Raw genomic sequence first — 23,814 nt, 5'->3', positions numbered from 1 at the left:
ACGAATAAGATTGCCCCGGTTTTTACACCGGGGCTTTTTTCGGCCAAACGACTTATTTCCTAGCCAAAAACTTTTGTGTCGAACTATGCGGTTTCAAGCTCACGTTCAACAATATTCAGGCGTTCACCATAGATTGGGCGAACTGCTTTCATAACTTCTGCTCTAGACAGCACACCTACTAAGACACCATTTTCAAGAACCGGTAGTACATGTGGCTTACTGACCTTCATCGCTTTAGCGCGTTCTTCTAGTGATAGAGTAGAGAAACTCGTAGCGATGCCCATAGAGCTCACCGGATATAGCTGCTCTTTGTCGATGCAAAGAAACTCAGCCACATCTACCAATTTTTCGGTAGCATTGATGGCAACGACATCACGACTCATTAAATCCACCACTTTCTGACCTTGCTCTGGGATGTAGTCTTGGCACCAAAGGTCTACCATAACGTCGTGGACAGAGAAGAAGCCTACCAAACGTCCTTCAATATCGGTGACTGGTGCACTTGTTAAGTTGTGGTCTAAAAGCGTATCAAGTGCAACAGCAGTAGGCATTTCAACACTAAGCGTTACCGGTTGAGTGTTCATGATGTCTTTTACGATAATGTTGTTGTTCATTTGTGTCTCCTTTACTGACGTTAGCGCAGTAGTTGTTGTGATTGCAGTGACATTTGCTGCTTTTAGTTGTGGTCTTCGGTAGATGCTCCAATTGGCAAGCCCTACCAAAACCGCGCCACCGATGATGTTACCTAGCGTGACTGGTATTAGGTTATTAGTGAGAAAGTGCATTGGGGTTAAGTCGCTAAACTGTGCAGCGGTTGTACCCGTTGCCGCCCAAAACTCGCTGCCCGCAAAGTTCTGAATAACGATTCCAAGTGGCACCATAAACATGTTTGCTACGCAGTGTTCAAAACCGCTGCTAACGAACATAGCGACAGGTAAGACGGTCATTGCAGCTTTCGTCATAGCGTTCGCTGAGCTAAAGGTTAGCCATATCGCCAAGCAAACAAGTAGGTTACAAAGCACACCTAATGCAAAAGCTTGTACCCACGTATGATGAAGCTTATGTTGAGCGATATTCAGTGCGTTAAGGCCCCATTGACCGTTGTCCATTTGGTAAAGTCCGGCTGCTGACACAATCAACAGCAAAAACATTGCGCCGATAAAGTTGCCGACATAGACCTTTCCCCAAATTGACAGCATTTTTCTGAAACTGATTTGTTTATTTGCCCACGAGATGCTGGAGAGAACAGAGCTGGTAAATAGCTCACCACCGCAAATAACAATTAAAATCAGGCCCATACTGAATGCGAGTCCACCCGCTAATCGGCTTAGTCCCCATCCTGCATCTGCACTTCCAGTCGTAACTGTGATGTAGAAAAGGAATGCAAGCCCAATGAAGGCCCCGGCCATGATGGCCAGACTCATCGTCATCCCACTGGTTTTCTTCGCTTTACTTAAGGCAAACTTTTCAGCTTCTGCCATCATTTCAAGTGGCGAAAAGAGCAGATGATTGTCGGAGCTAGCTGATGCCATTAATGACTCCTTACTCTTGTCGTATTGGATGTTTCGCGCATTTCATAACTCCTTAATCAAAGTGCGAGAACAAGGCACCTTGCCGTGTTCGAATCTAGATTAAGGGGTAGAGTACCTAGTGGTAAAATTGATAATTTTTAAAATCTATATCAGAAATATTGATAACTTATCTGCACAAGGTAGAATAAGGGTTGTTGTCCATAACGTACTGTTTTTAAGTGAGAGATTGACAGGTTTAGAAGATTCTTGGTGGTGAAATAATAATCACAAAAATCCACCTGGCGGGCAGCATAAGGGAAACTGATGATGTCCAGTCGACGCCTGAGAATTGATTGCGGCATTCAATTTGGATTTAGTAGTGGAAGGAAAGCAGATGCGATATTCATTAAAGCAGTTAGCAGTATTTGATGCAGTAGCCGATACAGGAAGTGTCAGCCAAGCTGCTGAAAAGCTGTCTTTAACCCAATCAGCCACTAGCATGTCGTTGGCGCAATTAGAGAAAATGCTTGGCCGCCCTTTATTTGAACGTCAGGGTAAGCAGATGGCGTTGTCCCATTGGGGAGTTTGGTTGCGTCCAAAAGCGAAACGCTTGTTACAAGACGCCCAGCAAATTGAGATGGGGTTTTACGAACAGCATCTATTGAGTGGCGAATTAAAGCTTGGTGCTAGTCAAACACCTGCAGAACACTTAGTCCCTGATCTTATCAGTGCCATCGACAACGATTTCCCTGAGATGAGAATTACGTTGGGTGTACAGAGCACAGACTCAGTTATCGAAGGTGTTTTGGATTACAAATACGACCTTGGCATTATTGAAGGTCGCTGCGACGATAATAGAGTTCATCAAGAAGTTTGGTGTCGAGACCACCTGACTGTAGTGGCATCTGCCCATCACCCTTTTGCAAGAAGAGATAGAGTAAGTCTCGCTCAACTAGAGCAAGCGCGTTGGGTATTGCGCGAACATGGTTCCGGTACACGTAAAATCTTCGATAGCTCCATCCACCATCTCATTGCGGACTTAGATGTCTGGCGTGAGTACGAGCACGTTCCTGTACTTCGTAGTATGGTCGCGAATAGCCAATACCTAACTTGCTTACCATATCTTGATGTAGAGCGTTTTATTGAAGCTGGTCAATTGGTTGCGTTGAACGTTCCCGAACTAGAAATGGAACGTACACTGTCATTCATCTGGCGTGCTGATATGGCCGAGAACCCTTTAGCTGAATGCGCAAAGAGAGAGGGGCTACGAATGATGAAAGGTCGCCCTTCAGTTTTATAGTGATATGTATCACACATATAATGTACACGATGTAATTCAAATAATATTAACGTGATCGTAATCACGTCAATATCCAGTGTATTTGTTAACCTAGCATAATCAATCATTTTGCTAGGTTAACCCTTTATGAGTCCACTAATCGCTATTTCAATTACCACAGGTATTCTCTCTGGCATCTGGGGATGGACGGCGATGTCATTAGGTTTGTTATCGTGGGCGGGGTTCCTAGGGTGTACTAGTTACTTTGCATCACCGAAAGATGGCGTAAAAGGTTTAGCACAAAGCGTACTAACCAATATGTCTGGTGTTATTTGGGCTTTAGTGATCATTCATGGCTCTTCACTGGTCAATCTAGAGATCGTTGGCTATTTAATGACGGCTTTAGTTTCATTCTTTATGTGTTTTCAAGCAAAACGTGATTGGTTAGGTTACATTCCAGGTACGTTTATTGGTGCTTGCGCAACTTTTGCTGCCAATGGTGACTGGCAAATCGTTGTACCGTCTTTAGTGCTGGGTGGATTGTTTGGCTATTCAATGAAAGCCAGTGGACTTTGGTTACATCAACAGCTTTCCGTTAAAACGACTCAAGAGCTAGCAAAAGACTGAATTTCATAGTTAAAGCCTGCTATCAAAACAATTGATATCAGGCTTTTCGCTAAGTGTTACCATTCGCCATAGTTACAACTCGTTTCAAGATCCACCTTATCAATAAAGGGATGCTGTCCGGTCCTCTTTCCTCACATTCTGCGACAATCGCCAGTGCGAGGTCGGGTTTTGCAAACTTTTTGAGTACGCGAGTGACTACCTTTTTCGGTGGGATTGGGTGATCATGAGGAATTTTGATGAGATCCCTAAAGAAATCTTCAAAGCCATGTGTATACAGATAATGCTCAATATCTCTATCGGGTAATTCGGTTAAATGATGGCGCGGATGGTCGCCATGTAATTGATGGATAACAGTAGTTGCGTATTTCTTCCCAGCAGCATCACCGTCCGTAACAACATGCCAGTCAATACCAAATGCTTGGGCAACTTTGATCAAAGACTTCAGACCTGATTGTGCAAATTCGATGATTTGAACCCCTTCTGCGGATAGGTTATAGCCCGAAAGATTAGCGAGTTCATTGAACAGCCATACCTCGGTCTCGCCTTCAACCAGTAACCAACAACGGGCAAATAGTGCGCGTGAACGGTGAAATCGGATATGAAAACCGACGCGTCTTAAGTCATCTTTAGTTAGGTTGTTAGGAGAGATACTTGTCGTAACCGTCTTATCAGACTGTCTGACGAGTCGACGGATCGATTCCAGTGGTACTGCACCGAGTAAGTCACTACTGTTCGTAGTAAGGATCTTTTGCATTGGAAGCATTTGCAATAAGCTCCAAGCGCGGGAGAGGTGAGTCGGGTGTAAACGACCTTCAGGATCTTCAATGATGAGTATTGGACGTGCGCAACGTCTGAGTTCATTTGGACCTTTTGCCTGTAAATAAGCATTGAGCAACCCTAATAGAAGCAACCGCGTTTGATGGTTCTTGGTTTCATCGATGACTTGGGAGAGATTTTGCTCATTCGAAGGTCGCGAGAAGAATACGCCATCGCGATTGCCATTTTTAGAAAGCCCGCGTGAATGGCTTTTAAATGAGAAATAGTGCTCTACCAGCACCTTCATCGAGTTGAGGCTACTTTTCATTTCTCCTTTATTCACATGACCAGGTATCGCCATTAATCGACGCACTGTGTTATTGATTCGCTTCTCAGAGCGTGAGTTATGACCATTAGTAGCAATCTCATGATGGTAGAATCTACGGGAGTCTCTAAGCCGTATGACAGGGTGAAGTGTCATCAACTCTTGCGCTAATTTCTCTGAATGGTGTAACCGTAGCGGAGAGCCATTTAAATCAAGAAAGGCATAGTGCTGAGTGACATCATAGCCTTCTAATGTAGCGCTGATTCGATAATAGAAACGTTCTACTCCATTACTGTCTTGCTGCCAGACTGGTTTAAGCTTGCGATAGCGGCCTGAGTGAGTTTCATTTCTTTCAGTGGCTACAAAGGAGAGAATAATCTGTAGGTGCCTCGTTTGGGGATGTGAAGCGGCGTAATCTACGTGAAAATCTTTCATTTCGAACTGATATAGTTCGCCGTCAGCGGGAAGTACAACACACAAGGCATCAAGTAAAGAAGACTTACCCCATGTATTTTCACCAATCAACGTGGTTAGGTCATTGAGCGCGAGAGAGAGGCGCTTAATGCCGCGAAAACCGGATATATCAATGCGTTCTAACTTCATCCAATTCTCCTTAAGTTGTAGTCAGTATGTAGAAGCGAAAATACTAACTATCTCAATCAATTATAAGAGGGTTTTCGAGAATGAGCTGTAATCAAGCTCATATTAATTTCAAATATCCCTAGAGAATTTATGTGATGTATATCAAACACAGACCTGTATAATGTGCTCTGCATTTCAAGAACTTCATTGGAATGTCACATAAAGCGGTCTAACATCAGAGGGGAGATAACAGAGAAACGCTATGAAGAAAAACAATAAACCTCTCAAACTAACGATTGCTCATATCAATGATACTCACTCTTACTTTGAACCAACGTCACTTCCATTAACCATCGTCCATAACGAAACTGTCTACCAACCATTTGTTAGCGCTGGCGGCTTTGCACGCATTGCAACTCGAGTTGAACAACTGAGAGCACAGGCGGATGATGAGGCATTCTTGCTGCTACATGCAGGTGATTGTTTTCAAGGGACGCTGTACTTCTCTTTATTTAAGGGCGAAGCTAACGCTGAATTACTCAATGAACTTAGACCAGATGCGATGGCACTGGGTAATCATGAACTCGATATGGGTAATGAACCTGTCGGGAAGTTCATTAGAGAAATAGAGTTTCCGTTATTGGCGGGTAACTGGAACCTCTCTAGAGAGGGTGACAAAGAGTTTCCGCTGAATGGGCATCCGAATCTATACCAATATGATGTGGAGCAAAAAACTGCACAATGGATAGTGAAGAGTGTTGGGAACGAACAAGTGGCCATCTTTGGTTTGTCTATCGACAAAATGGCTGACATCGCGAACCCGGACTGTGATACAAGCTTTGAGTCTTCGCTAGAGGTTGCGCGAGCGACTATCGACGCAATTAAACAAAGTGGCATCAATAAAATCATTATCTTAAGCCATATGGGCTATGATACCGACCTTGAAATAGCGGGCCAATTGGAAGGTGTTGGGCTTATTATCGGCGGACATAGTCATGTGTTACAGGGTGACTTTTCTCAACTAGGATTGGCTTCCAGAGACCACTATGGCGTTAATGTGAATGGCACATATGTGGTTCAAGCGGGTTACCATGCGATGATGATGGGCCATTGTGAAATTGAGTTTGCTAGTGACGGCTCAGTAGTGAGCTTTAAAGGCAAAAACGAACTGTTAGTTGGACGTCGAGTGTTTATGGATGTAGACGGTGAGGTATCATCCATTCCTTATGAAGCGATCAGAGATAGAGTTCAATCGCATCCGAACGTCCAAGTTTGTCGTAAACATCCGTCAATCAAACAGATAATGAACGATAAGTACCGTCCTAGAGTAAAGGCATTGCAAGAGCAAAAAGTAACGACTCTGAATCATACTCTTCGACATATTAGGCTCCCAGACGAGCAGGGCGGTAGTGAGATTGCCCCTCTCGTTGCTGCGTCATTCTTACACACCATGAAAGCGCTCGGTAATCAGGTTGACTTTGCTATTCATAATGCTGGTGGCGTGCGTAATTCACTTAATCGCGGCGCCATTTCGGTTGCGGACATTGCCGGAAAATTATTGCCTTTTGCCGTGCCGATAGGCATCTATAAGATAAAAGGGAAGTACATTCCACTTATCATCGAAGGTGCAATAGACAACGCCATAGGTAATGGTGTTGTTGGAACGGGCTCAGGCAGTTATCCGTATACGTCGCAACTTGAGTTTCATTATGACAAAGACAAACCTAAAGGTGCTCGAGTTACAGATATTAAGATTGCTAATCATCCAATTGACTTGAACAAATTATATACTGGCAGTTCAAGTGCTTATACCATGAAAGGAAAAGAAGGCTACGACGCCATATTAAATATGGAGGGAACAGGTACGGTCACAAATTGGTCGATGGCTGATTGTTTTATAAAGCTTTTATCGGATAGACCGTATGTTGTGAATAGAGTAAACCGAGAAAACAAAGACTCGGTTCCAAAATAATGGAACGTAAATTGCTTTTATTGAACTGATCTTGACGGTTGCAGTCTATCGAAACAGATTGCGCCACATTCACTGGAGGAACCATGTGGAACAGAGATTGGATTGATACGCTTGTGGTACTGAGTTGGATAGGCGCATGGTCGCTACTAGTCTACTTTATACCGGGAGGGGCAATTTAGCCCACACTGCACTTTAGCCAGCTCAAATGAGCTGGCTTCTTTTTTTATATTTTTCTTCTTAGATGCAGATAAGAAAGGGGTTGGCCGAGGACTGCTTAATCTCGGCCGTTCCAGACGCGCAAGCAAAGGCGTTCCGTAAACAAAACTAAGAGCCAAGGCTTGCGTCGTCAAGAGAAATCGCACGTGATCCTCTATAATTATCCAAAAAAACTGGTTTAGTTTTACTATGTGCGGTCGACTTAACATTATCGATGATCCATTTAGCCAACTTGTCTCACGTCAACTTGGCATTCCTTTTTACGCCAAGTCGAATCTAGACATTCGGCCGAGCGAACAGCTTCAATGCATTGTTGCGTCTCCCGAAAGAGACTTGTTTCAGTTTCCACTATGCTGGGGACTCAGAACAAGCTGGAGTAGTAAGTTGATTATTAATGCTCAAGCCGAAACGGTATCTATTAAACAGACTTTCCAACAAGCTTTTGCTCTACATAGGGTCGTTGTACCATTTTCTGGTTGGTATGAGTGGAGTCAAGGAACCTCTTCCACTGAAAACAAAACCAAGTGTTCATTTTATGCTGCAGATAATTCGCCTTTGTATATGGCAGCTATTGGTTATCCGGAGTCGAAGAGGGTTATTACACTCACAACCACTCCAACACAGAGGTATCTACGCCATCATCACCGTATGCCAGCGTTACTTGCGGTTGAATCGGTTTCAGATTGGCTTAATTCCAATGCTCGCGAGGCGGAAGCTTTGTTGAAAAGTGGATTAATACGTGATGCTTGGACTTGCCAAGAGGCATAAAAGGCGAAGTGAAAACAACATCACTTGTGATTCATAGAGAAGGAAGTAAAATCTCTCGGACTTTCAAATACAAAGGGTAAACTTGGTATGATGCTCATCGCTTATAAACTGGTGAAATTAGCGCTTATTACTGCTGTGTTTTTGACAATTTTTGATCTGGTCGCTTACGGTGAAATAACGTGGTTCAGCCGTTGGTTTGGACTCTAAGCAAGAAACCATTACGTATAAAAAAAGCCTCATCTAGTGAGGCTTTTTTCGAATTCTGTTTGCACTAAGCGTTAGAGCTTACAATGCGTTTTTCTTGTTGCATCTTGATTAGGAAGTAAACATTGACGCAAGCAATAAAGCCGTTAGTGATAACAACTGGCATGGAATCAATAGCCAGTCCGTAAGCTGTAAATAATGCACAGCCGATAAAGTTCAACACTCGTAGCTTTACGATATCCTTCATCGTTAATGAGATAGCCACCATAATTGATGCTGCATAACCCAATAACTCAACCATATTAATGTCCATAATGTGCTCCTCTAAATCTTGCCAGTGAGTCTGGTACCTATTCTTCTCATCATGAGATTTACGAGGAAGCTCCTTGCCTCGAACGGTGTTGCTAATTCGGGTGCACTATATCAGCCAGAGTTCTGTGATGGAAGCCTCACTTTTGTGTTCGGAGAGGGTTAGCGATTACGCAAACGTTTTTTCGGCTGACCTTAGTTACGAAGAACGCTTTTTGTTGAGTAAAATGTTAAAAAAAGCCCGCTTTAAAAGCGGGCTTATAAATCCGGTTAGGCGATTACTTCTTACCTTGAACCATTTGCTTGTCTTCTTCAGTCAGTTCGCGAATGCGACGGCTGATATCACGACGAGCTTTTGAAATCTCAGCGCTCTTGATGATGTGGTCATCAACACGGTCTTCGTAGTCTGCTTTCATGTTTTTTATGATGGTGACGATTTCATCGTGAGTCATTTCAGGCTTGATGTAGTCCATCAAGTTTTCTAGCAAGTCTACACGTTTACGGTTATCACGAACTTTTTTCTCGTTATCTAGAAGCTCGCGTTTTAGTTTGTTCTTACGACGTGCTTGTGCAACGATCTCGAATACGCTACTCATAAGTCCTTTCCTAAATTATTGTCAAAATCTAGCTTGATTAAAGCATAACAAAACTCGTTATAACAGCCCTTAGATCAATACTGACGGTCTATTGCTCATAATGTCATCACTCAAGAAAGAAACAATTGAGTTAATAGCTCACTTAGCGCTATGATTTCCGAACCCAATGTTTGCCAATTTAAAGAAAACCATGTTACCTCACTCAAAAACACTTCCTGAATTCAAAAGTGACATAGTGGTCAATCAAGAGGAACCTCAAGTTTCGCCGTCAAAGAAACTGAAGGGGGCTTATATCAACGAGCGCTCTCGACTGGAAGTGACAGAAGTTGAGCTCAACCGTAGTAAGGTTGTGATGGTCGACCAAGATGGCAATTTTATTAGGGTTCCGTTTCTTTCTGAACACTAGGTACGTATGCTTACTTCTGTAAGGTTTAAAGCGAATAAAAGGATATAACAATGAATATAGAACTTTCCTTGGTCGAGGCTCGTGTTATCGGATGCCTTATCGAAAAAGAAGTGACAACGCCCGATCACTATCCCCTTACGTTGAATAGTCTAACAACAGCATGTAATCAAAAAAGCAATCGTGACCCAGTGTTATCCTTGTCAGAAGCTGAAGTTCAAGATGCTACTCAAGCACTGATTTCTCGTCGCTTAGTGAGTGACGAAAGTAGCTTTAATAGCCGAGTGTCGAAATTTCAACATAGGTTCTGCAACACAGAATTTGGTGACTTAAAACTCAGCGAACAGGAAAAAGGTGTTGTTTGTTGCTTGTTGTTGAGAGGCGCTCAAACTCCGGGTGAATTGCGTACCAGAACCAACCGTTTATGCGAGTTCACGGATGTTAAAGAGGTCGAAGTTGTTTTAGATGCGATGAGCAGTCGCGAAGGTGGAGCTCTTGTCGTAAAACTCCCAAGAGAGGCCGGCAAACGTGAGTCTCGATACATGCACCTATTTAGTGGCGAAATCGACATTGAGGAGTTTGCGCAGCAATCTGCGGGGCCTATTTCTGTCTCCACTCCGACGTCCGAACGTATCGAAGCTCTAGAGCAAGACGTTGAATCTTTAAAATCTGAGCTTAGTGAGCTAAAAGAGCTAGTCAATTCACTTATGTAATGCGAGAAAGGGTAGCAATCATCGCTACCCTTGTTTTTTAGCGTATTTTGAAATTAAGTCATGGAAGTTGAAAACGAAGAGCCACTCTGGTTTGTTTACCTTATTAGAACGTCTCAATCGGCATTGTATTGCGGGATTACTAATGATTTGCAACGACGCTTTAAACAACATCAAGAAGGCAAGGGAGCAAAAGCGTTACGTGGTAAAGGGCCCTTGCAACTGGTGTGGAGTCAATCTGAAATAAACAAAAGTGAAGCTCTAAAAACAGAAATAGCTATCAAGAAGCTCAAAAAAGCGCAGAAAGAACGTCTAGTAAAGCAGGCTGTCCGTTTCGAGCGAAAATAACAGTAGCAAGATAACTGGCTGAAGACATCGATGTTGTATACACTTGTTCTATAACAGAATAGTGATAAGCAACACATGAATAGAATCTACTCAACTTTGCTCGCTTCCATGCTCATTCCATTCTCCGCTCAGTCGGTAGCGAGTGATATATTGCCGGGTTATTGGGATTATCAAGAATATCTCCGTGCCCATCCTGTTCAAGAACAACTTACCAATGAGCTTTCCGAGGTCGTTAGGCGACAGCCATCACCACTCTCTGTCGAGCAGAATAAACCCGTGACAATATCGGTGGTTTACCCCGGTCAACAGGTGTCTGATTATTGGGTAAGAAACATCAAAGCGTTCGAGACACGTATGGAAGAACTTGGTATTAACTATGAGCTAAACCAAGTTTTTACTCGACCTAATATAGATTTACGGCAGCAAAGTGTTTCGCTGATGGAAGCGGTGAAAAACAAATCTGGTTATTTGATTTTTACACTAGATACGACACGTCATCGTAAGTTCATTGAGCACGTTATTCATTCTACTGACACCAAACTCATCTTACAGAATATAACGACTCCAGTGAGGGCATGGGATGAAAACCCTCCGTTTCTTTATGTTGGTTTTGACCACGTGATTGGCAGTCATCTACTCTCGGATTACTTTAAACAGCGCTTTGAAAATAACCATTCCTACTCTGTCTTGTATTTTTCAGAAGGTTACGTTAGTGATGCACGTGGTGGTACATTTATCCAAGACATGGAAGACTCAGGTAACTATCAACTTGCTTCATCCTATTACACAAAAGCGAACAAAGAGAGTGGCTACAAGGCGGCATTGAGTAGCTTGCAACAGAACCCAGACATTAGCTTTATTTATGCTTGCTCGACGGATGTAGCTTTAGGTGCGGTTGATGCTCTAGAGCAAATTAAACGCAATGATATCGTTATTAATGGCTGGGGAGGAGGGTCTGCCGAACTGGATGCAATCGCTAATAAGAAGCTTGATGTCACCGTTATGAGAATGAACGACGACACTGGTGTTGCTATGGCGGAAGCAATTAAGTGGGATCTTGAAGGAAAGCCCGTACCAACGGTTTATTCCGGTGATTTTGAACTAGTTACCAGTAAAGATTCGCAATCAAGGATCGATGAGTTGAAAAAGAAAGCATTTAGATATTCTGATAAAAGCTGATGCCACTAACGAACTTCAATAGACATAAGACACTCGCTACACTTATTACCCGTACTGTTGTATGGGTAGTGACGATCTTTACTATCGGAGTGTTGATTCAAAGTTGGCATTTAAGCCGAGATATTGTGCAAGAAGAAGTGCAACGGACCTCTCGCCAAACGAGTAGCTTAATACATAACTTCTTCGAATATCGCCTTGCTTCGTTACAAATTTTGCAAGACAGTAATGCTAAAAGTGATACGGTTGAGAGTTTTTTTAACAATCATGATTCTCGCTCGCTAGACTATTTTTTTCTCCGAGAAGACAACCTTGAGCCAATCCATTCACCAGACTTTCGATTTATCAGTCATTTAAGTGATGTAATTTGGGATGACGGCAATGCTCTTTTCTATGGTTTAGAGTCCTCAAGTTTAACTGAGTTGTTTCATAAAGTGGACATCCATAGCAATTGGAACGCATTGGTCACTGATTCCCAGTTAGGACTAAAACATACTTTGATTCGACGTACGCCAATCATCCAAAGTGAGTCCGGGGAAGTCCTTGGTTTCCTATTTGTTGGTGTTGTGCTTGATGACAATGCTGGTTTGTTAGCTAGCTTGTTACGTGGCAGCAATAGCGACGATGTTATTCTGCGTTTTGGTAATAAATTTATTGCTTCGACTATTTCACCTGATGACAATTACACCCTTAAGTCAATTTCTGATTTGATTTATAGCGGAGAAACAGATTTAAATAGATTATTGATCACTGAAACAAATTTAACGGTAGGAACGAAACAAGACGTCTTGACCATCTTTTCAGTGCAGCGAAACCCTAGTGTTCTAGCGCTTCGTAATAGCTATTTGTTCTGGATTTTTCTTTCGCTTGTCGTCATAACTGCCATATCTTTTTTAACTAGGCGTTGGCTAAATAGAAAGGTAACTCAAGAGTTGTCTGAGCTAATGGTTTACACCAAAGTTGCTGTAGACAAAGAGCGGGTTCAGAGGTTTGCAGGTTCAAGCATCCATGAGTTCAATCATATCGGTAACACACTAAGCAATACATTTGAACGCTTGTCAGAACAAGAAAAACTGTTCCAAGATCTATTCAATTTTTCTTTATCTCCAATCATTGTCTGGACCGAGAAAGCCACGATTCTACAAATTAACCCAGCCGCGAAAAAATCATTAGAGCTGTTTGAAGAATTGAATCAGTCAAATAGCGAGAGCTTTGTTTCATTTGTAAACGAAATGACGCCACTCGTTATGAAGGCGAGTATGGGGGCAACATTAACAGGTATTGATGTCCCTATTGGAGAAAAAGTATATCGATGGAGTCTATCAGCAATTCAGACTAGAGATGACAGTACTTTGGTACTTTCACAAGGGCAAGACATTACCAAACTGGTAGAGGCTGAAAAGCAAAGTATTAAAGCCCGTAAAGAGGCAGAGTGGTCAGCTAAGGCCAGGACTGACTTTTTAGCGAAAATGAGTCATGAAATTCGCACGCCATTAAACGGAATCTTAGGTATTTCGCAGCTCCTTAAGCAGGGTGGTAATGATGGTCAATATCAAGAGCAAATTGAAGTGCTTTGTAACAGTGGCGAACACCTACTGGCAGTACTAAACGATATTTTAGATTTCTCTAAAATTGAAAATGGTAGCTTTAAACTTGAAAAGCACAACTTCAAGTTCAAAGAAGTGATTACTGCGATTGAGGGGATTTATAAGCCACTTTGCGATCATAAGAATATCGAGCTCGTTATCCAAAATAGTTTGAGTGCAAATACAGCGTTAAACACAGACCAAGTCCGATTGAATCAGATTTTGTTTAATCTGGTTAGTAACGCGATTAAGTTTACCCATAAAGGTTTCGTGAAGGTGAGCTTTGCGCTTAAAACAACCGAATCGAGCAATACAAATTGGTTAACCATCCATGTCGAAGACACTGGTATTGGTATCCTAAGCGATCAAATTCAGCAGATCTTTGACCCATTTGTTCAATCAGAAGCAACGTTGACACGTGAGTATGGCGGCAGTGGTCTTGGGTTAGCAATTGTTAAAAACCTAGTGACTATTTTTGATGGCCAAATCCAAGTCAGTAGTGAGGTAGGTCGCGGAACTAGATTCGAAGTTAGGCTACCCGTAGAAACGGCAATAGGTCAAGCAGAGCAAAGTGTTGAAGAAACAGTTATCGACTTTAATTTGTTTTCTGAAGTAGTGAATGTGTTGCTGGTAGAAGACAATCATACCAACGCCTTTATTGCCAAAGCCTTCTGTGAAAAGTACGGTATGAATGTGATTTGGGCTAAGGATGGACAGGAAGCGCTAGAGATTCTAAATACGATGTCATTTGAGTTGATTTTAATGGACAACCAGTTGCCTTCTGTCTCTGGTATTGAAGTGACTAAGCGAATTCGGAATACGATAAATCAAAAAGTACCTATCTATGCTTGTACCGCGGATAATTTAGATTCAACCCGACAAGCCTTCTTCGCAGCTGGGGCAGATTTTGTCATTGTGAAACCGATTAAAGAGAAATCTTTGTACGAAGCACTTCGACATTTCAAAAAGTATCACTATCAGCTGGAACCAAAACAGGCTGCCGAGAAGTAATAAAAAGGGAAGCGAAATTCGCTTCCCTGCTTTTAATCGTTTGATTGAACTAACGAGCTAGCTTGTGATGGGCATTTGAGAAGTGTCCCGCACAAAATGCACCAACAATCGAAAGCTCACCGGCTAAACAAAGGCTTGCAGCTACTTCTGCCAAGGCTTGGGAGTTACCGGTTCCATGCAAACCTAACAAGTCTAAGCAGGCTTTTTGACTTGGTAAGCCTGTGCCGCCTCCAACAGTACCTACCATTAAGTTTGGTAGGGTGACACTTGCATACAACTCACCTGCATCAGTGACTTCCATACGCGTCATACCAATAGCCGATTCTGCCACGCAAGCAGCATCTTGCCCACAAGCGATATAGAGTGCTGCTAACGCATTAGCGTAATGTGCGTTGATACCGATAGTACCACTGAGCGCTCCGCCAACTGTGGTCATCTGCCCAAACTGAGCCATTTTCTTTGGCGTGGTGTGTAGGTATTTTTCGACTAACCTTGCTGGAATCAGAACTTCTGCGGTGACTTTCTTGCCTCTAACGCTACGTAGAGTTTGAGAGTTGGCTTTTTTATCACCGGATAAGTTACCGTCGAGAAACGCATAGTCAGGCTCGACAGGGGTATGCGTCATGATGTAATCAAATACAACGTTGGTAGCGATGGTCACCATGTTTTGACCCGAAGCATCTCCTGTCAAATATTCAAATACCAGATAAACATGATTACCTTCGATATTAACGTTGATATCGCTTAATTTGCCATGTGAAGTGGTTGATTCAGCCAATTGTTTAAAATGGTCAAACTGCGTCACTAACCAAGCAACGAATTTTCCAGCTTCAATTAACGACTTAAAGGCGAAACCAGGTGTGCGCGTTACGCCCTCATTAAGTAACATAGCGCTAGCACCACCGCATGCAGTAATAAGGTTGGCGCCACGGTTGTAAGAGGCGACGAGAGCGGCCTCTGTTGTTGCTAATGGGACTTGAAAGTCACCCTGTGCAAATAAACCATTGACCCGTAGAGGACCCGCCGTACCAATAGGCATTTTTAGGGTGCCTATGAAAAACTCGATATTTTTCGAGTAACTATCCATTTGCGATTTGGTATGAGGATCGAGTAATTGTGACTTAGCTTCTGAGTTATCAAGAATTCCCCAACGGTAATCAACATTACGAGCAGTTAGATAAGGGCTGCGATTCACTTTTCGTGAAGGTGTATGCTGCTTAGGCGATAACTTGGCATCGAACTCAGTTAAAGTGAGATCTTTATCAATGCTAGTGAGGTAATCACGTTTATGAAGGTTAACTTTTGGCATGAGGGTCTTAGTAAAACAGTTTGGAAGGGGATTCTACCCACCTAACACTCAGATACAAGGAGTTCCAGTGCGGTTATGTGACATCTTATTACTTTGCCACGTGTATCCAATGGCTTACTGAGAGAAAATGCAATACTTTGAAACAATACAGCGATTGGTATTTACTGGAATAGTTGCGTCAGAGCGCTCATTTCTTCGTCACTAAGTAGGCTCGCAGCACTTGGGGAAAGTTGGTTAGAAATTTCACCGTGTAATGCTTTCAATTGCTGAGGAGATAGTAATTTAAGTTGTTCTCTTAACTGTTCAAACTGTTGCGTCGACATTTTATGACCTTTATTTAGATTGTTGAGTAAAGCAGTTTGAGTTCCGTTCATCTTCACATCGTAATATGGCGTTGATGTTTAATCTATCGTTGAACTGATGAGAATTTGTCCGAGTATTGTAAGGAACAGTTAATTGAACTGTAAGAATAGTCAGGTTGCTTTACCTACAATTATTCAAAGCAACCTGAATGGGTAGGGAGTGGTGAGACCTAAACTTGTTTGCTGCTTTCACCGTGTGGTTGGGTCAGGGTGTCAGTTAACGTATGGAACTCGGGCAACATTCGATAGATTAAGTGTAATTGCTGCAAGACCATGCGAGCCGAACGATCATCTTCATCGCGCCACTCTATCAACCTGCGGTGTATATCAAACTGATCAACGGTAGTAACGTTATTTTCATCCCCCGTTCCTTCAAGTTGATTTTCCAATAACTCAATATGATGGTTTATGGTTCTATGTGCCTCTAGGACGAGAAGGTGAATTGACTCATCTTCGAGTCGTTGCCTATGCGCGCCCAAAGCAGACACATAACTGAGAAGCGCATGGCTTAGCGTTAAGAAGCGGAAGCTCTTATCTGTGTCTACTTGATAACGCCCTGGCTCCGCCAACATATTTGAAATCGCGGTAGAAAGATTAGCATCGGCATTATGAGCATCGCGCCTTGCGATGCGATAATTCAAATCGTCTTTTTTACCCAGACGATATTGGCCGATGATCTGCATTAGATACTTTCGATTTGTCCTCAGCGAATTCGCCATGATCTTATGCATACGTTTCGATTCCCAATCCGGGAGAATAAAGTAGACGGCACTTACTGCTAGAGCACAGCCGATAAGTGTGTCCATCAGCCGTGGCAATACTACGGCATAACCTTCACCAAGCTGGTGAAAACACAGCAGTACAAGTACGGTAATAAAGCCGGTAGCGTATCCGTAATTGTTGATTCTAAATGCAAAGAACATGACACCAGAAAGAACAATCAGGAACAATTGGCTCTCTGGAGAAGGGAACAGAGTAAGTAAAGGGACGCCAACAAATAACCCGACTAGGGTACCTGCAATTCGCGCTGAGAGCTTTTGACGTGTCGCGCTGTAGTTTGGTTGACAGACGAAGAGTGTTGTCAGCAAGATCCAATACCCTCGATCGAGTTCGAAGCCCTGAATGATGCCATAGCCAATAGTCAGAGCTACTGATAAGCGAACGGCATGCCGAAAAAGTATCGACTCTTTCGACATACTTGCCTTGATTCGATTCCACATCGCCGTAAACGTGTGTGGGTTAGTGTCGTCCAGTATCCCGTCTTCCAAAATATTACTATCGGGATTACTGACGTTACTAAGTAGCTTTTCTACGGTAGCCAAGTTATTAAACAGATAATTTAGCTGAACTAACAAAGGTGACCATTCGGGGTTGTTTTGTCGCTCTAGATACTCAATTGAATCTTGTAATTCGACTAACGCTTTAATGGAGTCGTTGCTGTGAGAGTACTTTTTCCCCAACTTAAGCGCAAAGGCGATCTCTTTACAGGCTTTTGCCTGCATTTCCAAAACATGCTTAAAACGAAACAGGACATCAGAATGTGAAAATTGAGTTGCTAATTCTTGATAACGATAGTGACTTGAACTTACGCGCTCATGAATATCTTGCGCGATAAAATAAACCTGCAAAAAGCGATCACTTGGTCCATCGACGTGACCTCGTCGAGAGCGGTTCAATAACGTCGATTTGCAAGCATTGAGCGCAAAGACAGTACATGCATTAAGACTGGCTTCTTTTAAGCGATGAGGCTGTGGAATTAGGTTTAGCGTAGGGTGGAATAAGTTTCTTTTAGCATCTAGATACAAACTCAACTCTTTAAACACGTTAGAGAGACTTTGCTGAACCGGTTGCATTGGCCAGAAACTATTCCAAATAATAGAAACTAAGTAATACCAACTCGCACCACCTAGTAGTAACAACGGCTGGAACCAGATGTTCGTGCTCTCATGCGCTCCGAGCATGGTGTAAATGGCGATTAGTAATGAGCCAAATGCAATACTAGAGTAGCGAGGACCGATGGCACCGAGAATAATGAACAGGAACGTTGAACAAAAAAGTCCAATCGCAAACAGCCAAGGTATGTTAAATAGAATTTCAATAGAAAATGCGGCAATGGCAAAGCAAATGAGAGTAAGGGTGATGGCTTTAATGCGCCCGAAGAAATTGTCGTCAGTTTCGGCTAGCGCAGCGGCGATGACGCCGAGAATTAATGGTGTAACCCATGTGTGTTGCTCGAAATACCAAGCTGGGATCACAACGCCTAATAGCGCTATGAGCATTAACACACTGTAGTTAAACGTTTTATTGGCCCATTGAAGGCGAAGTTGACCAAGAATGCTCACAATAGAATGCTGTATCTGATAAAACCGTTATTCTAGCAGAAACTACTGTGTCTTATAAATGACTGTTTTCTAGGAAGAACGAGCGACATTCGTTCTTCCTAATCGCAAGAGGTGAGGGATTAACGTTTGTTCTTTAGATAACGTTTACGGCGCTCTTCTTTACGTTTTGCTTTCTCTTCTGCTTTTCGTGTAGCTTCTATTTCAACTTGAACGAGCTCTTCTGTAATCATTTCAGGCAACTCAAGAGTGACCTGACCTAAAGTACCGTTCCGCAATTCGTGAAGTAGTATTTCAGAGGCTTTATGAAGATTGACACGACCACCAGATTGCAAAGCACCGCGTTTACGACCAATTAGCTCCATAAGTTCTAAATCAGATTCAGGAAGTTCTTCGTCGATCTGATAACGTTCTTTCAGACGTTCTGGATACTGCGCAGCCATATATTCAACGGTATAGAAAGCAACTTCATCGTACTCGATAGCGGTATCTTTTACTGCGCCAGTAGCTGCTAATCTAAAACCACTATGAGGGTTTTCTACTTTTGGCCACAAAATCCCCGGAGTATCAGAAAGAACGATACCGTTTTGCAAGTTAATTCGTTGTTGACGACGAGTAACCGCTGGTTGATTGCCGGTCACAGCGATGGTTCTACCTGCAAGGGTGTTAATGATAGTTGACTTACCAACATTTGGGATTCCCATTATCATCGTGCGAATGTTTTTGCCAATCTCTTCGCGGTGTGGCGCGAGCTTTCGACAAAGCTCAAGAATTTTGTGCACTTCTTGAGTATTAGATGTGGTGATGGCCATTGCCTTAACACCTTGCTCTTTCTCTAGGTGTTCGATCCAAAGTTCCGTCTTTTCTGGATCCGCCAGATCACGTTTGTTCAACACTTTGACGACAGGTTTGTCGCCACGGAGTTGAGAAATCATAGGGTTTTCACTACTAAATGGAATACGTGCGTCAAGCACTTCAATAATGACATCTATTTGTGGGATGACTTCTTCGATTTCTTTGCGAGCCTTGTGCATGTGGCCTGGAAACCATTGGATAGACATGAGTGAAAACCTATATTTTGAAATTTGTGCACATTGTAGGAGGTTCAACGAGATAGTAAAGCCCTGCATTCAAGTGGTGAGCGAAGTTTTTGTCGTGATGTTCTTGAATAGTAGGTGGAGAAAACGCCTTTATCGTCTACTCTTTTTGGCCGAACTCGGTACGTAGCCATCGCCTGAGGGTAATAACACTTTCGTATTTCAAGCTCTTTGGAGAACACGCAAAATAGAACGCTTGATACGGATTTGGGATGGGCGAGCCAAGCTCTACCAGCAGTCCTTGTTCCACTTCATCTTTAATAAACAAACGGTGAGTGACCAGTATGCCTAAGCCTCTGATTGCGGCATGAATAGCCTGTACAGAAGCATTAAAAATCAGGTGATTATGGTATCTAGGGAGTGTTAAAGCATTGGCTTTACACCATGTATCCCAATCGTGTTTCCGTCTATCGTTAGTAACCAAAATACTAGGATAATCCACCAGCGCAGCGTCGAGTGATATAACTGTATGTTGATCGAGTAGGTTAGGGCTGCACACCAACACCAGTTCATCGTCCCCCAGCTTTTCACAATAGTAATCTTGCCATTCGTCTGTTTTACCGTGAATCAATGCGATATCGACGCCTTCTCGCTCAAGGTTAAAACTGCCAATTAAATTCGAAATACGGATATCCAGATTCGGAGCAAAATGTTGGAGATTGGTTACTCTCGGGATCCACCAATGAAGTGCCAATGAGTTAACCATATTTACAGTAAGCCGATTTGTCACCGTTTTGTTAAGTAATGCTTCATTAGCTGCAATAATTTGCTCAAGAGCCGGTGCAACTTTTTTATAGTAAAGGCGGCCTTGTCGATTTAACTCTATGCGCCGTCCTATTCGATGAAACAGCTTAGTATCGAGTTGATCTTCTAAGGATTTAATGGACTGGCTTACAGCGGAGTGACTTACGAATAGCTTTTGTGCCGCTTCGGACATGCTGCCTGTTTCTGCTACGGCTACGAATGTATAGATAGACTTGAGTGCGATGTATTTTTTCATTTATCACTCTATGTAAGTAAAACTTACATAATCATTAATAATTACTCAGTATTTTTCAGTGATCGCGATCACTATAATTTAGCCCTAAAGACACATTTCGTGAGCACAATACATGGTAAAAACTACACTAACCCATCCCCCAGTTTTCTATATGCTATCGTCGACACTTAGCTTATCTGTCACTGGATTACTAACTAAGTATCTGTCTGAAAGTTTCGATGTGACTACATTGGCGTTCTTACGATTTGCGCTTCCGGCATTTCTCATATTTTCGATACTGCTTTTCAGTAAGATAAGAAGGCCTAATGTTGCCATGGCCAAATTACTCGTTGTAAGAGCACTGTGTATTGGAGCGTGCCAATTGTGCTTTATCTATGCATTGAACAAGCTCTCATTGGTGGAAAGTGTGGTTCTATTTGGAACAGGGCCTATTTTTATCGCAGTTTTGGAAAAGGTTCTCTTCAATATCAAACTTCATCGTTCAACCATCGTAGCGCTGCTGATGACGTTTATTGGAGTGGTAATGTTGGCCAATAATGGTAGTGGTTTTGTTGTCAAGCCTGAACTCTTGGTCGGTTTATTAGCGGGTTTCTTTAATGCCGGTTCCCAGTTAAGCCTTTATAAAGCGTCAAAAACGGAATTGTCAGGTTTAGAAACCAATGCGTGGACATTTGGTATTGCTAGTTTAATTCTACTACCGATTGTAATGTTCTCTCATTGGGCTTCCCCTGAGAGCTTTTTCGGCGGCAATACTATAAATACTGAGGTACTTTTGGCTCTAGTGATTATGGCGCTACTGATAATCAACACTCAGGTTACACGTCACAAAGCGTATTCAACTGCTGATACTAACTCCCAATTGGCGCCTTTAATCTATAGCAATCTGGCTTTCACAGCCTTATGGCAACTCCTTGCGTTTGACATCGAATTTAGTCATACACAGGTACTCGGTCTAATGCTTATTGTTATTACCAGTGTTCTAACGACGGTCCTTCCACTCCCAAAGGGCCATATTTCTCATAAAGAAAAGTCTTCCATAGTTGGTTAGCTAAATTGAATTGCAGATTGAAAACTGACTCGAATGTTAGGCTATCTATATGAAATATATAAATTAAATTTATGGCACGAGTTTTGTAAACATCTGATAGGTCATTCATAAGCAGGGAACAGCAGATGAAAAAACAGATGTTACCGCAAGGCACAAAACGACTCATAGCTTCCTTGGCACTGAGCGGCACTTTGTTTAGTGCGAGCAGCAATGCCGTGCCGTTTGATACGTGCCCAAGTAAAGCCTATCTTTTCCAATCAAATCCAGTTCAAGTGTATGGTGTAAACCTTGTGACGGGCTCAACTAGTCTATTGCAAAGCGATACTGGTATGAATGTGAACATTAACGGCGTGGGTTTTGACTTTAACAACCGTTATATCTATGGCTACGACACTAGCAATAAGCGAATCGTTCGATTAGGGAGCGACTTCCAAGCGGAAGTCGTAAATACATCGGGTTTACCAACTGACCATACTTTTTATGTCGGTGATGTCTATGAAAGTGTGTATTACCTCTATAGAACGGGAAAAGGACTGTTTACTATCGATATTTCACCGCTAGCGAGTGATAGTAGTGCGGTTTTACCCGTTAACCGAGTAACGACGCGTGCTGTAGTTAGTCTTACTGACTTCGCCTTCCATCCAAGCGACGGCAAGCTTTATGGTGTAGATAACGGCTCGGGAGCTTTATATTCTTTCAACGCTAGCACAGGTCAGGAAACCTATATTGGTGATACGGGCGAAACGGGTACGTTTGGAGCAGGGTACTTCGATGTAGATGGTTACTATTATGTGTCGAGAAATCAAGATGGTCAGATCTATCGCATTGACCTTTCACCGGGTAACGCCGCAAACATAGATGCGGGCATAGTACCGGCTGTCAAATTTGCCGATGGTCCAAATTCGAACCAGAACGACGGAGCACGATGTGCGAATGCACCAGTGATAGATGAGGACTCAAATATTGATTTTGGTGATGCTCCGGAAAGTTACTCAACCAAGCTTGCTGATAATGGCCCACGACATGAGCTCGACGGTAGTACATGGTTGGGGAGTGGGGAACCAGATGGTGAACAAGATGGACGTTACAACAATTTAGCAGATGATGAAGTTGGCACTGATGATGAAAACGGTGTGGGGTTTGTCACAGCGGTTGAACCCGGGCTTGACAGTATTGTTAGGGTTAATGCTTCGACTACGGGGTATCTGTCTGCATGGATAGACTGGAACCAAGATGGTGACTTTGCGGATGCTGGTGAGCAGATCTTTACCGATGAATCGCTCTCTGCCGGAAACAACGATCTAGTCTTTACTGCTGATATCAATGCACTAGTGGGTACAACTTGGAGCCGTTTCCGCTTTAGTCAACAAACAGGATTAGATTACTTTGGTGGTTCGACAAGTGGTGAGGTAGAGGATCATGCTTTAACCGTTACCGGAGATGGCATCACAGTTCGCTATTATCCAAATGCTACCGGTTATGCCACCGTTGCCTTTGAAGATAACTGGCCTTATACCACCGATTATGACATGAACGACGTTGTTGTTAGTTACCGTGTCACGGAAATTCTTAAAAACGACCAAGTTGTCAAATCTAAAATTGATGGATACCTAGGGGCAGTGGGCGCATCTTACCATAATGGCTTTGCTATCCGACTTAAAGGTGTGAACCGTGACGATATTGATAGCGCTACTACTCGTCAAATCCAAAACGGAGAAACATTAGCTTCAAGTGGATTAGAGCTGATTTCTAATGAAGCGATTATTGTCATCACAAACGATACGTCAACATTTAAAGTAGACGGCTGCGATTTCCATAGGACCTTGTCTTCGTGTGCTCAGCAAGAAGATGTGCAACTCAACTTTACTGTTCACGTTAACTACAATAGCGGCACTACTACAGGGCTAATGTCTATGCCGTATGACCCTTTCATTTTCGCAACAGACAATACGTACCATGGCGATGGGTTTACTGAACCAGGACGTAAATGGGAAGTTCACTTACCTAACTATGAACCAACTGAGCAATTTGACGCGGATATGTTCGCTGGGTTAGGTGTTGATGTAAGCAATTCGAACACTGGTGTGTACTTTAAGACAGCACAGAATCTACCTTGGGCGCTATTAATCAATGATGAGTGGGAATGGCCACTAGAGTATATCGATTTGGTGGTTGCTTATCCTCAATTTGCGACTTATGCAGAGTCATCCGGGGAGAATGCTCAAAACTGGTTTGAATCGCAGTATGCTACCCCTGGCAAATGCTATGTTCCTTAGGAGA

Annotated in this window: 20 protein-coding genes; 11 read left to right on the top strand and 9 right to left on the bottom strand. The window is 42.8% G+C overall.

Annotation, left to right across the window (positions count from 1 at the left end; all coding sequences use genetic code 11):
• Positions 1-83: 83 nt before the first annotated feature.
• Positions 84-1,532: a formate transporter FocA gene (gene focA / locus AWH66_RS21465; RefSeq protein WP_063603544.1), complete on the bottom strand. Its 1,449-nt coding sequence runs from the start codon at positions 1,530-1,532 to the stop codon at positions 84-86.
• Positions 1,533-1,905: 373 nt separating this feature from the next.
• Between focA and AWH66_RS21460 the strand changes: the two genes are divergently transcribed.
• Both AWH66_RS21460 and AWH66_RS21455 read left to right on the top strand, forming a co-directional pair.
• Entirely contained in the window at positions 1,906-2,811 is a 906-nt protein-coding gene (locus AWH66_RS21460) for a LysR substrate-binding domain-containing protein (RefSeq protein WP_063603545.1), read from the top strand.
• Positions 2,812-2,937: 126 nt separating this feature from the next.
• On the top strand, positions 2,938-3,417 hold the full coding sequence (locus tag AWH66_RS21455; RefSeq protein ID WP_063603546.1) for a DUF1097 domain-containing protein: 480 nt from the start codon (positions 2,938-2,940) through the stop codon (positions 3,415-3,417).
• Between the two features lie 49 nt (positions 3,418-3,466).
• On the opposite strand, the gene AWH66_RS21450 is transcribed toward AWH66_RS21455, so the two are convergent.
• Positions 3,467-5,101 (bottom strand): ATP-dependent endonuclease, encoded by a 1,635-nt coding sequence (locus AWH66_RS21450; RefSeq protein WP_063603547.1) that lies wholly within the window; start codon positions 5,099-5,101, stop codon positions 3,467-3,469.
• A gap of 241 nt (positions 5,102-5,342) precedes the next feature.
• Between AWH66_RS21450 and AWH66_RS21445 the strand changes: the two genes are divergently transcribed.
• Positions 5,343-7,052 carry a bifunctional metallophosphatase/5'-nucleotidase gene (locus tag AWH66_RS21445; protein WP_063603548.1) on the top strand — a complete coding sequence of 570 codons (1,710 nt, stop codon included), beginning with the start codon at positions 5,343-5,345 and terminating at the stop codon, positions 7,050-7,052.
• Between the two features lie 405 nt (positions 7,053-7,457).
• Positions 7,458-8,036, top strand: a complete 579-nt coding sequence (locus tag AWH66_RS21440) for an SOS response-associated peptidase family protein (RefSeq protein WP_063603549.1) — start codon at positions 7,458-7,460, stop codon at positions 8,034-8,036.
• Positions 8,037-8,307: 271 nt separating this feature from the next.
• Here AWH66_RS21440 and AWH66_RS21435 read toward each other — a convergent pair whose 3' ends face one another.
• Both AWH66_RS21435 and AWH66_RS21430 read right to left on the bottom strand, forming a co-directional pair.
• A complete protein-coding gene (locus AWH66_RS21435; protein ID WP_063603550.1) occupies positions 8,308-8,553 on the bottom strand; it encodes a YgjV family protein in 246 nt (81 codons plus the stop codon).
• Between the two features lie 274 nt (positions 8,554-8,827).
• On the bottom strand, positions 8,828-9,145 hold the full coding sequence (locus AWH66_RS21430) for a DUF496 family protein (protein WP_006072802.1): 318 nt from the start codon (positions 9,143-9,145) through the stop codon (positions 8,828-8,830).
• Positions 9,146-9,311: 166 nt separating this feature from the next.
• On the opposite strand from AWH66_RS21430, the gene AWH66_RS21425 reads away from it, so the two are divergent.
• The 5 genes from AWH66_RS21425 to luxQ all read left to right on the top strand — a co-directional run bounded on the left by AWH66_RS21425 (position 9,312) and on the right by luxQ (position 14,379).
• The gene (locus tag AWH66_RS21425; protein WP_083400101.1) at positions 9,312-9,551 is read left to right on the top strand and encodes a hypothetical protein; all 240 of its coding nucleotides are present in this window, start codon (positions 9,312-9,314) and stop codon (positions 9,549-9,551) included.
• Between the two features lie 50 nt (positions 9,552-9,601).
• Positions 9,602-10,261: a YceH family protein gene (locus tag AWH66_RS21420; RefSeq protein WP_063603552.1), complete on the top strand. Its 660-nt coding sequence runs from the start codon at positions 9,602-9,604 to the stop codon at positions 10,259-10,261.
• A 60-nt stretch (positions 10,262-10,321) separates the two neighbouring features.
• Positions 10,322-10,606: a GIY-YIG nuclease family protein gene (locus tag AWH66_RS21415; RefSeq protein ID WP_063603553.1), complete on the top strand. Its 285-nt coding sequence runs from the start codon at positions 10,322-10,324 to the stop codon at positions 10,604-10,606.
• Between the two features lie 84 nt (positions 10,607-10,690).
• Positions 10,691-11,785: an autoinducer 2-binding periplasmic protein LuxP gene (locus AWH66_RS21410; protein WP_063603730.1), complete on the top strand. Its 1,095-nt coding sequence runs from the start codon at positions 10,691-10,693 to the stop codon at positions 11,783-11,785.
• Positions 11,785-14,379 carry a quorum-sensing autoinducer 2 sensor kinase/phosphatase LuxQ gene (gene luxQ, locus AWH66_RS21405; RefSeq protein WP_063603554.1) on the top strand — a complete coding sequence of 865 codons (2,595 nt, stop codon included), beginning with the start codon at positions 11,785-11,787 and terminating at the stop codon, positions 14,377-14,379. Before AWH66_RS21410 ends, luxQ begins: the two co-directional genes overlap by 1 nt.
• 49 nt (positions 14,380-14,428) lie before the next feature.
• Here luxQ and AWH66_RS21400 read toward each other — a convergent pair whose 3' ends face one another.
• The 5 genes from AWH66_RS21400 to AWH66_RS21380 all read right to left on the bottom strand — a co-directional run bounded on the left by AWH66_RS21400 (position 14,429) and on the right by AWH66_RS21380 (position 20,486).
• Complete coding sequence (locus AWH66_RS21400; protein ID WP_063603555.1) at positions 14,429-15,688, bottom strand: hydroxymethylglutaryl-CoA reductase; 1,260 nt, start codon at positions 15,686-15,688, stop codon at positions 14,429-14,431.
• Between the two features lie 161 nt (positions 15,689-15,849).
• On the bottom strand, positions 15,850-16,062 hold the full coding sequence (locus tag AWH66_RS26020) for a hypothetical protein (protein ID WP_063603556.1): 213 nt from the start codon (positions 16,060-16,062) through the stop codon (positions 15,850-15,852).
• A gap of 158 nt (positions 16,063-16,220) precedes the next feature.
• The gene (gene yccS / locus AWH66_RS21390) at positions 16,221-18,392 is read right to left on the bottom strand and encodes a YccS family putative transporter (RefSeq protein ID WP_063603557.1); all 2,172 of its coding nucleotides are present in this window, start codon (positions 18,390-18,392) and stop codon (positions 16,221-16,223) included.
• Positions 18,393-18,511: 119 nt separating this feature from the next.
• Positions 18,512-19,450, bottom strand: a complete 939-nt coding sequence (gene ylqF / locus AWH66_RS21385) for a ribosome biogenesis GTPase YlqF (protein ID WP_062458800.1) — start codon at positions 19,448-19,450, stop codon at positions 18,512-18,514.
• Between the two features lie 136 nt (positions 19,451-19,586).
• Complete coding sequence (locus tag AWH66_RS21380) at positions 19,587-20,486, bottom strand: LysR substrate-binding domain-containing protein (RefSeq protein WP_063603558.1); 900 nt, start codon at positions 20,484-20,486, stop codon at positions 19,587-19,589.
• A 112-nt stretch (positions 20,487-20,598) separates the two neighbouring features.
• On the opposite strand from AWH66_RS21380, the gene AWH66_RS21375 reads away from it, so the two are divergent.
• Positions 20,599-21,534: a DMT family transporter gene (locus AWH66_RS21375; RefSeq protein ID WP_063603559.1), complete on the top strand. Its 936-nt coding sequence runs from the start codon at positions 20,599-20,601 to the stop codon at positions 21,532-21,534.
• Positions 21,535-21,659: 125 nt separating this feature from the next.
• Positions 21,660-23,810 carry an LruC domain-containing protein gene (locus tag AWH66_RS21370; protein ID WP_083400099.1) on the top strand — a complete coding sequence of 717 codons (2,151 nt, stop codon included), beginning with the start codon at positions 21,660-21,662 and terminating at the stop codon, positions 23,808-23,810.
• Positions 23,811-23,814: the final 4 nt, after the last annotated feature.

Source organism: Vibrio barjaei, assembly GCF_001639065.2.
Classification (GTDB): Bacteria; Pseudomonadota; Gammaproteobacteria; order Enterobacterales; family Vibrionaceae; genus Vibrio; species Vibrio barjaei.
This window is presented reverse-complemented; position numbering and strand designations above follow the sequence as displayed.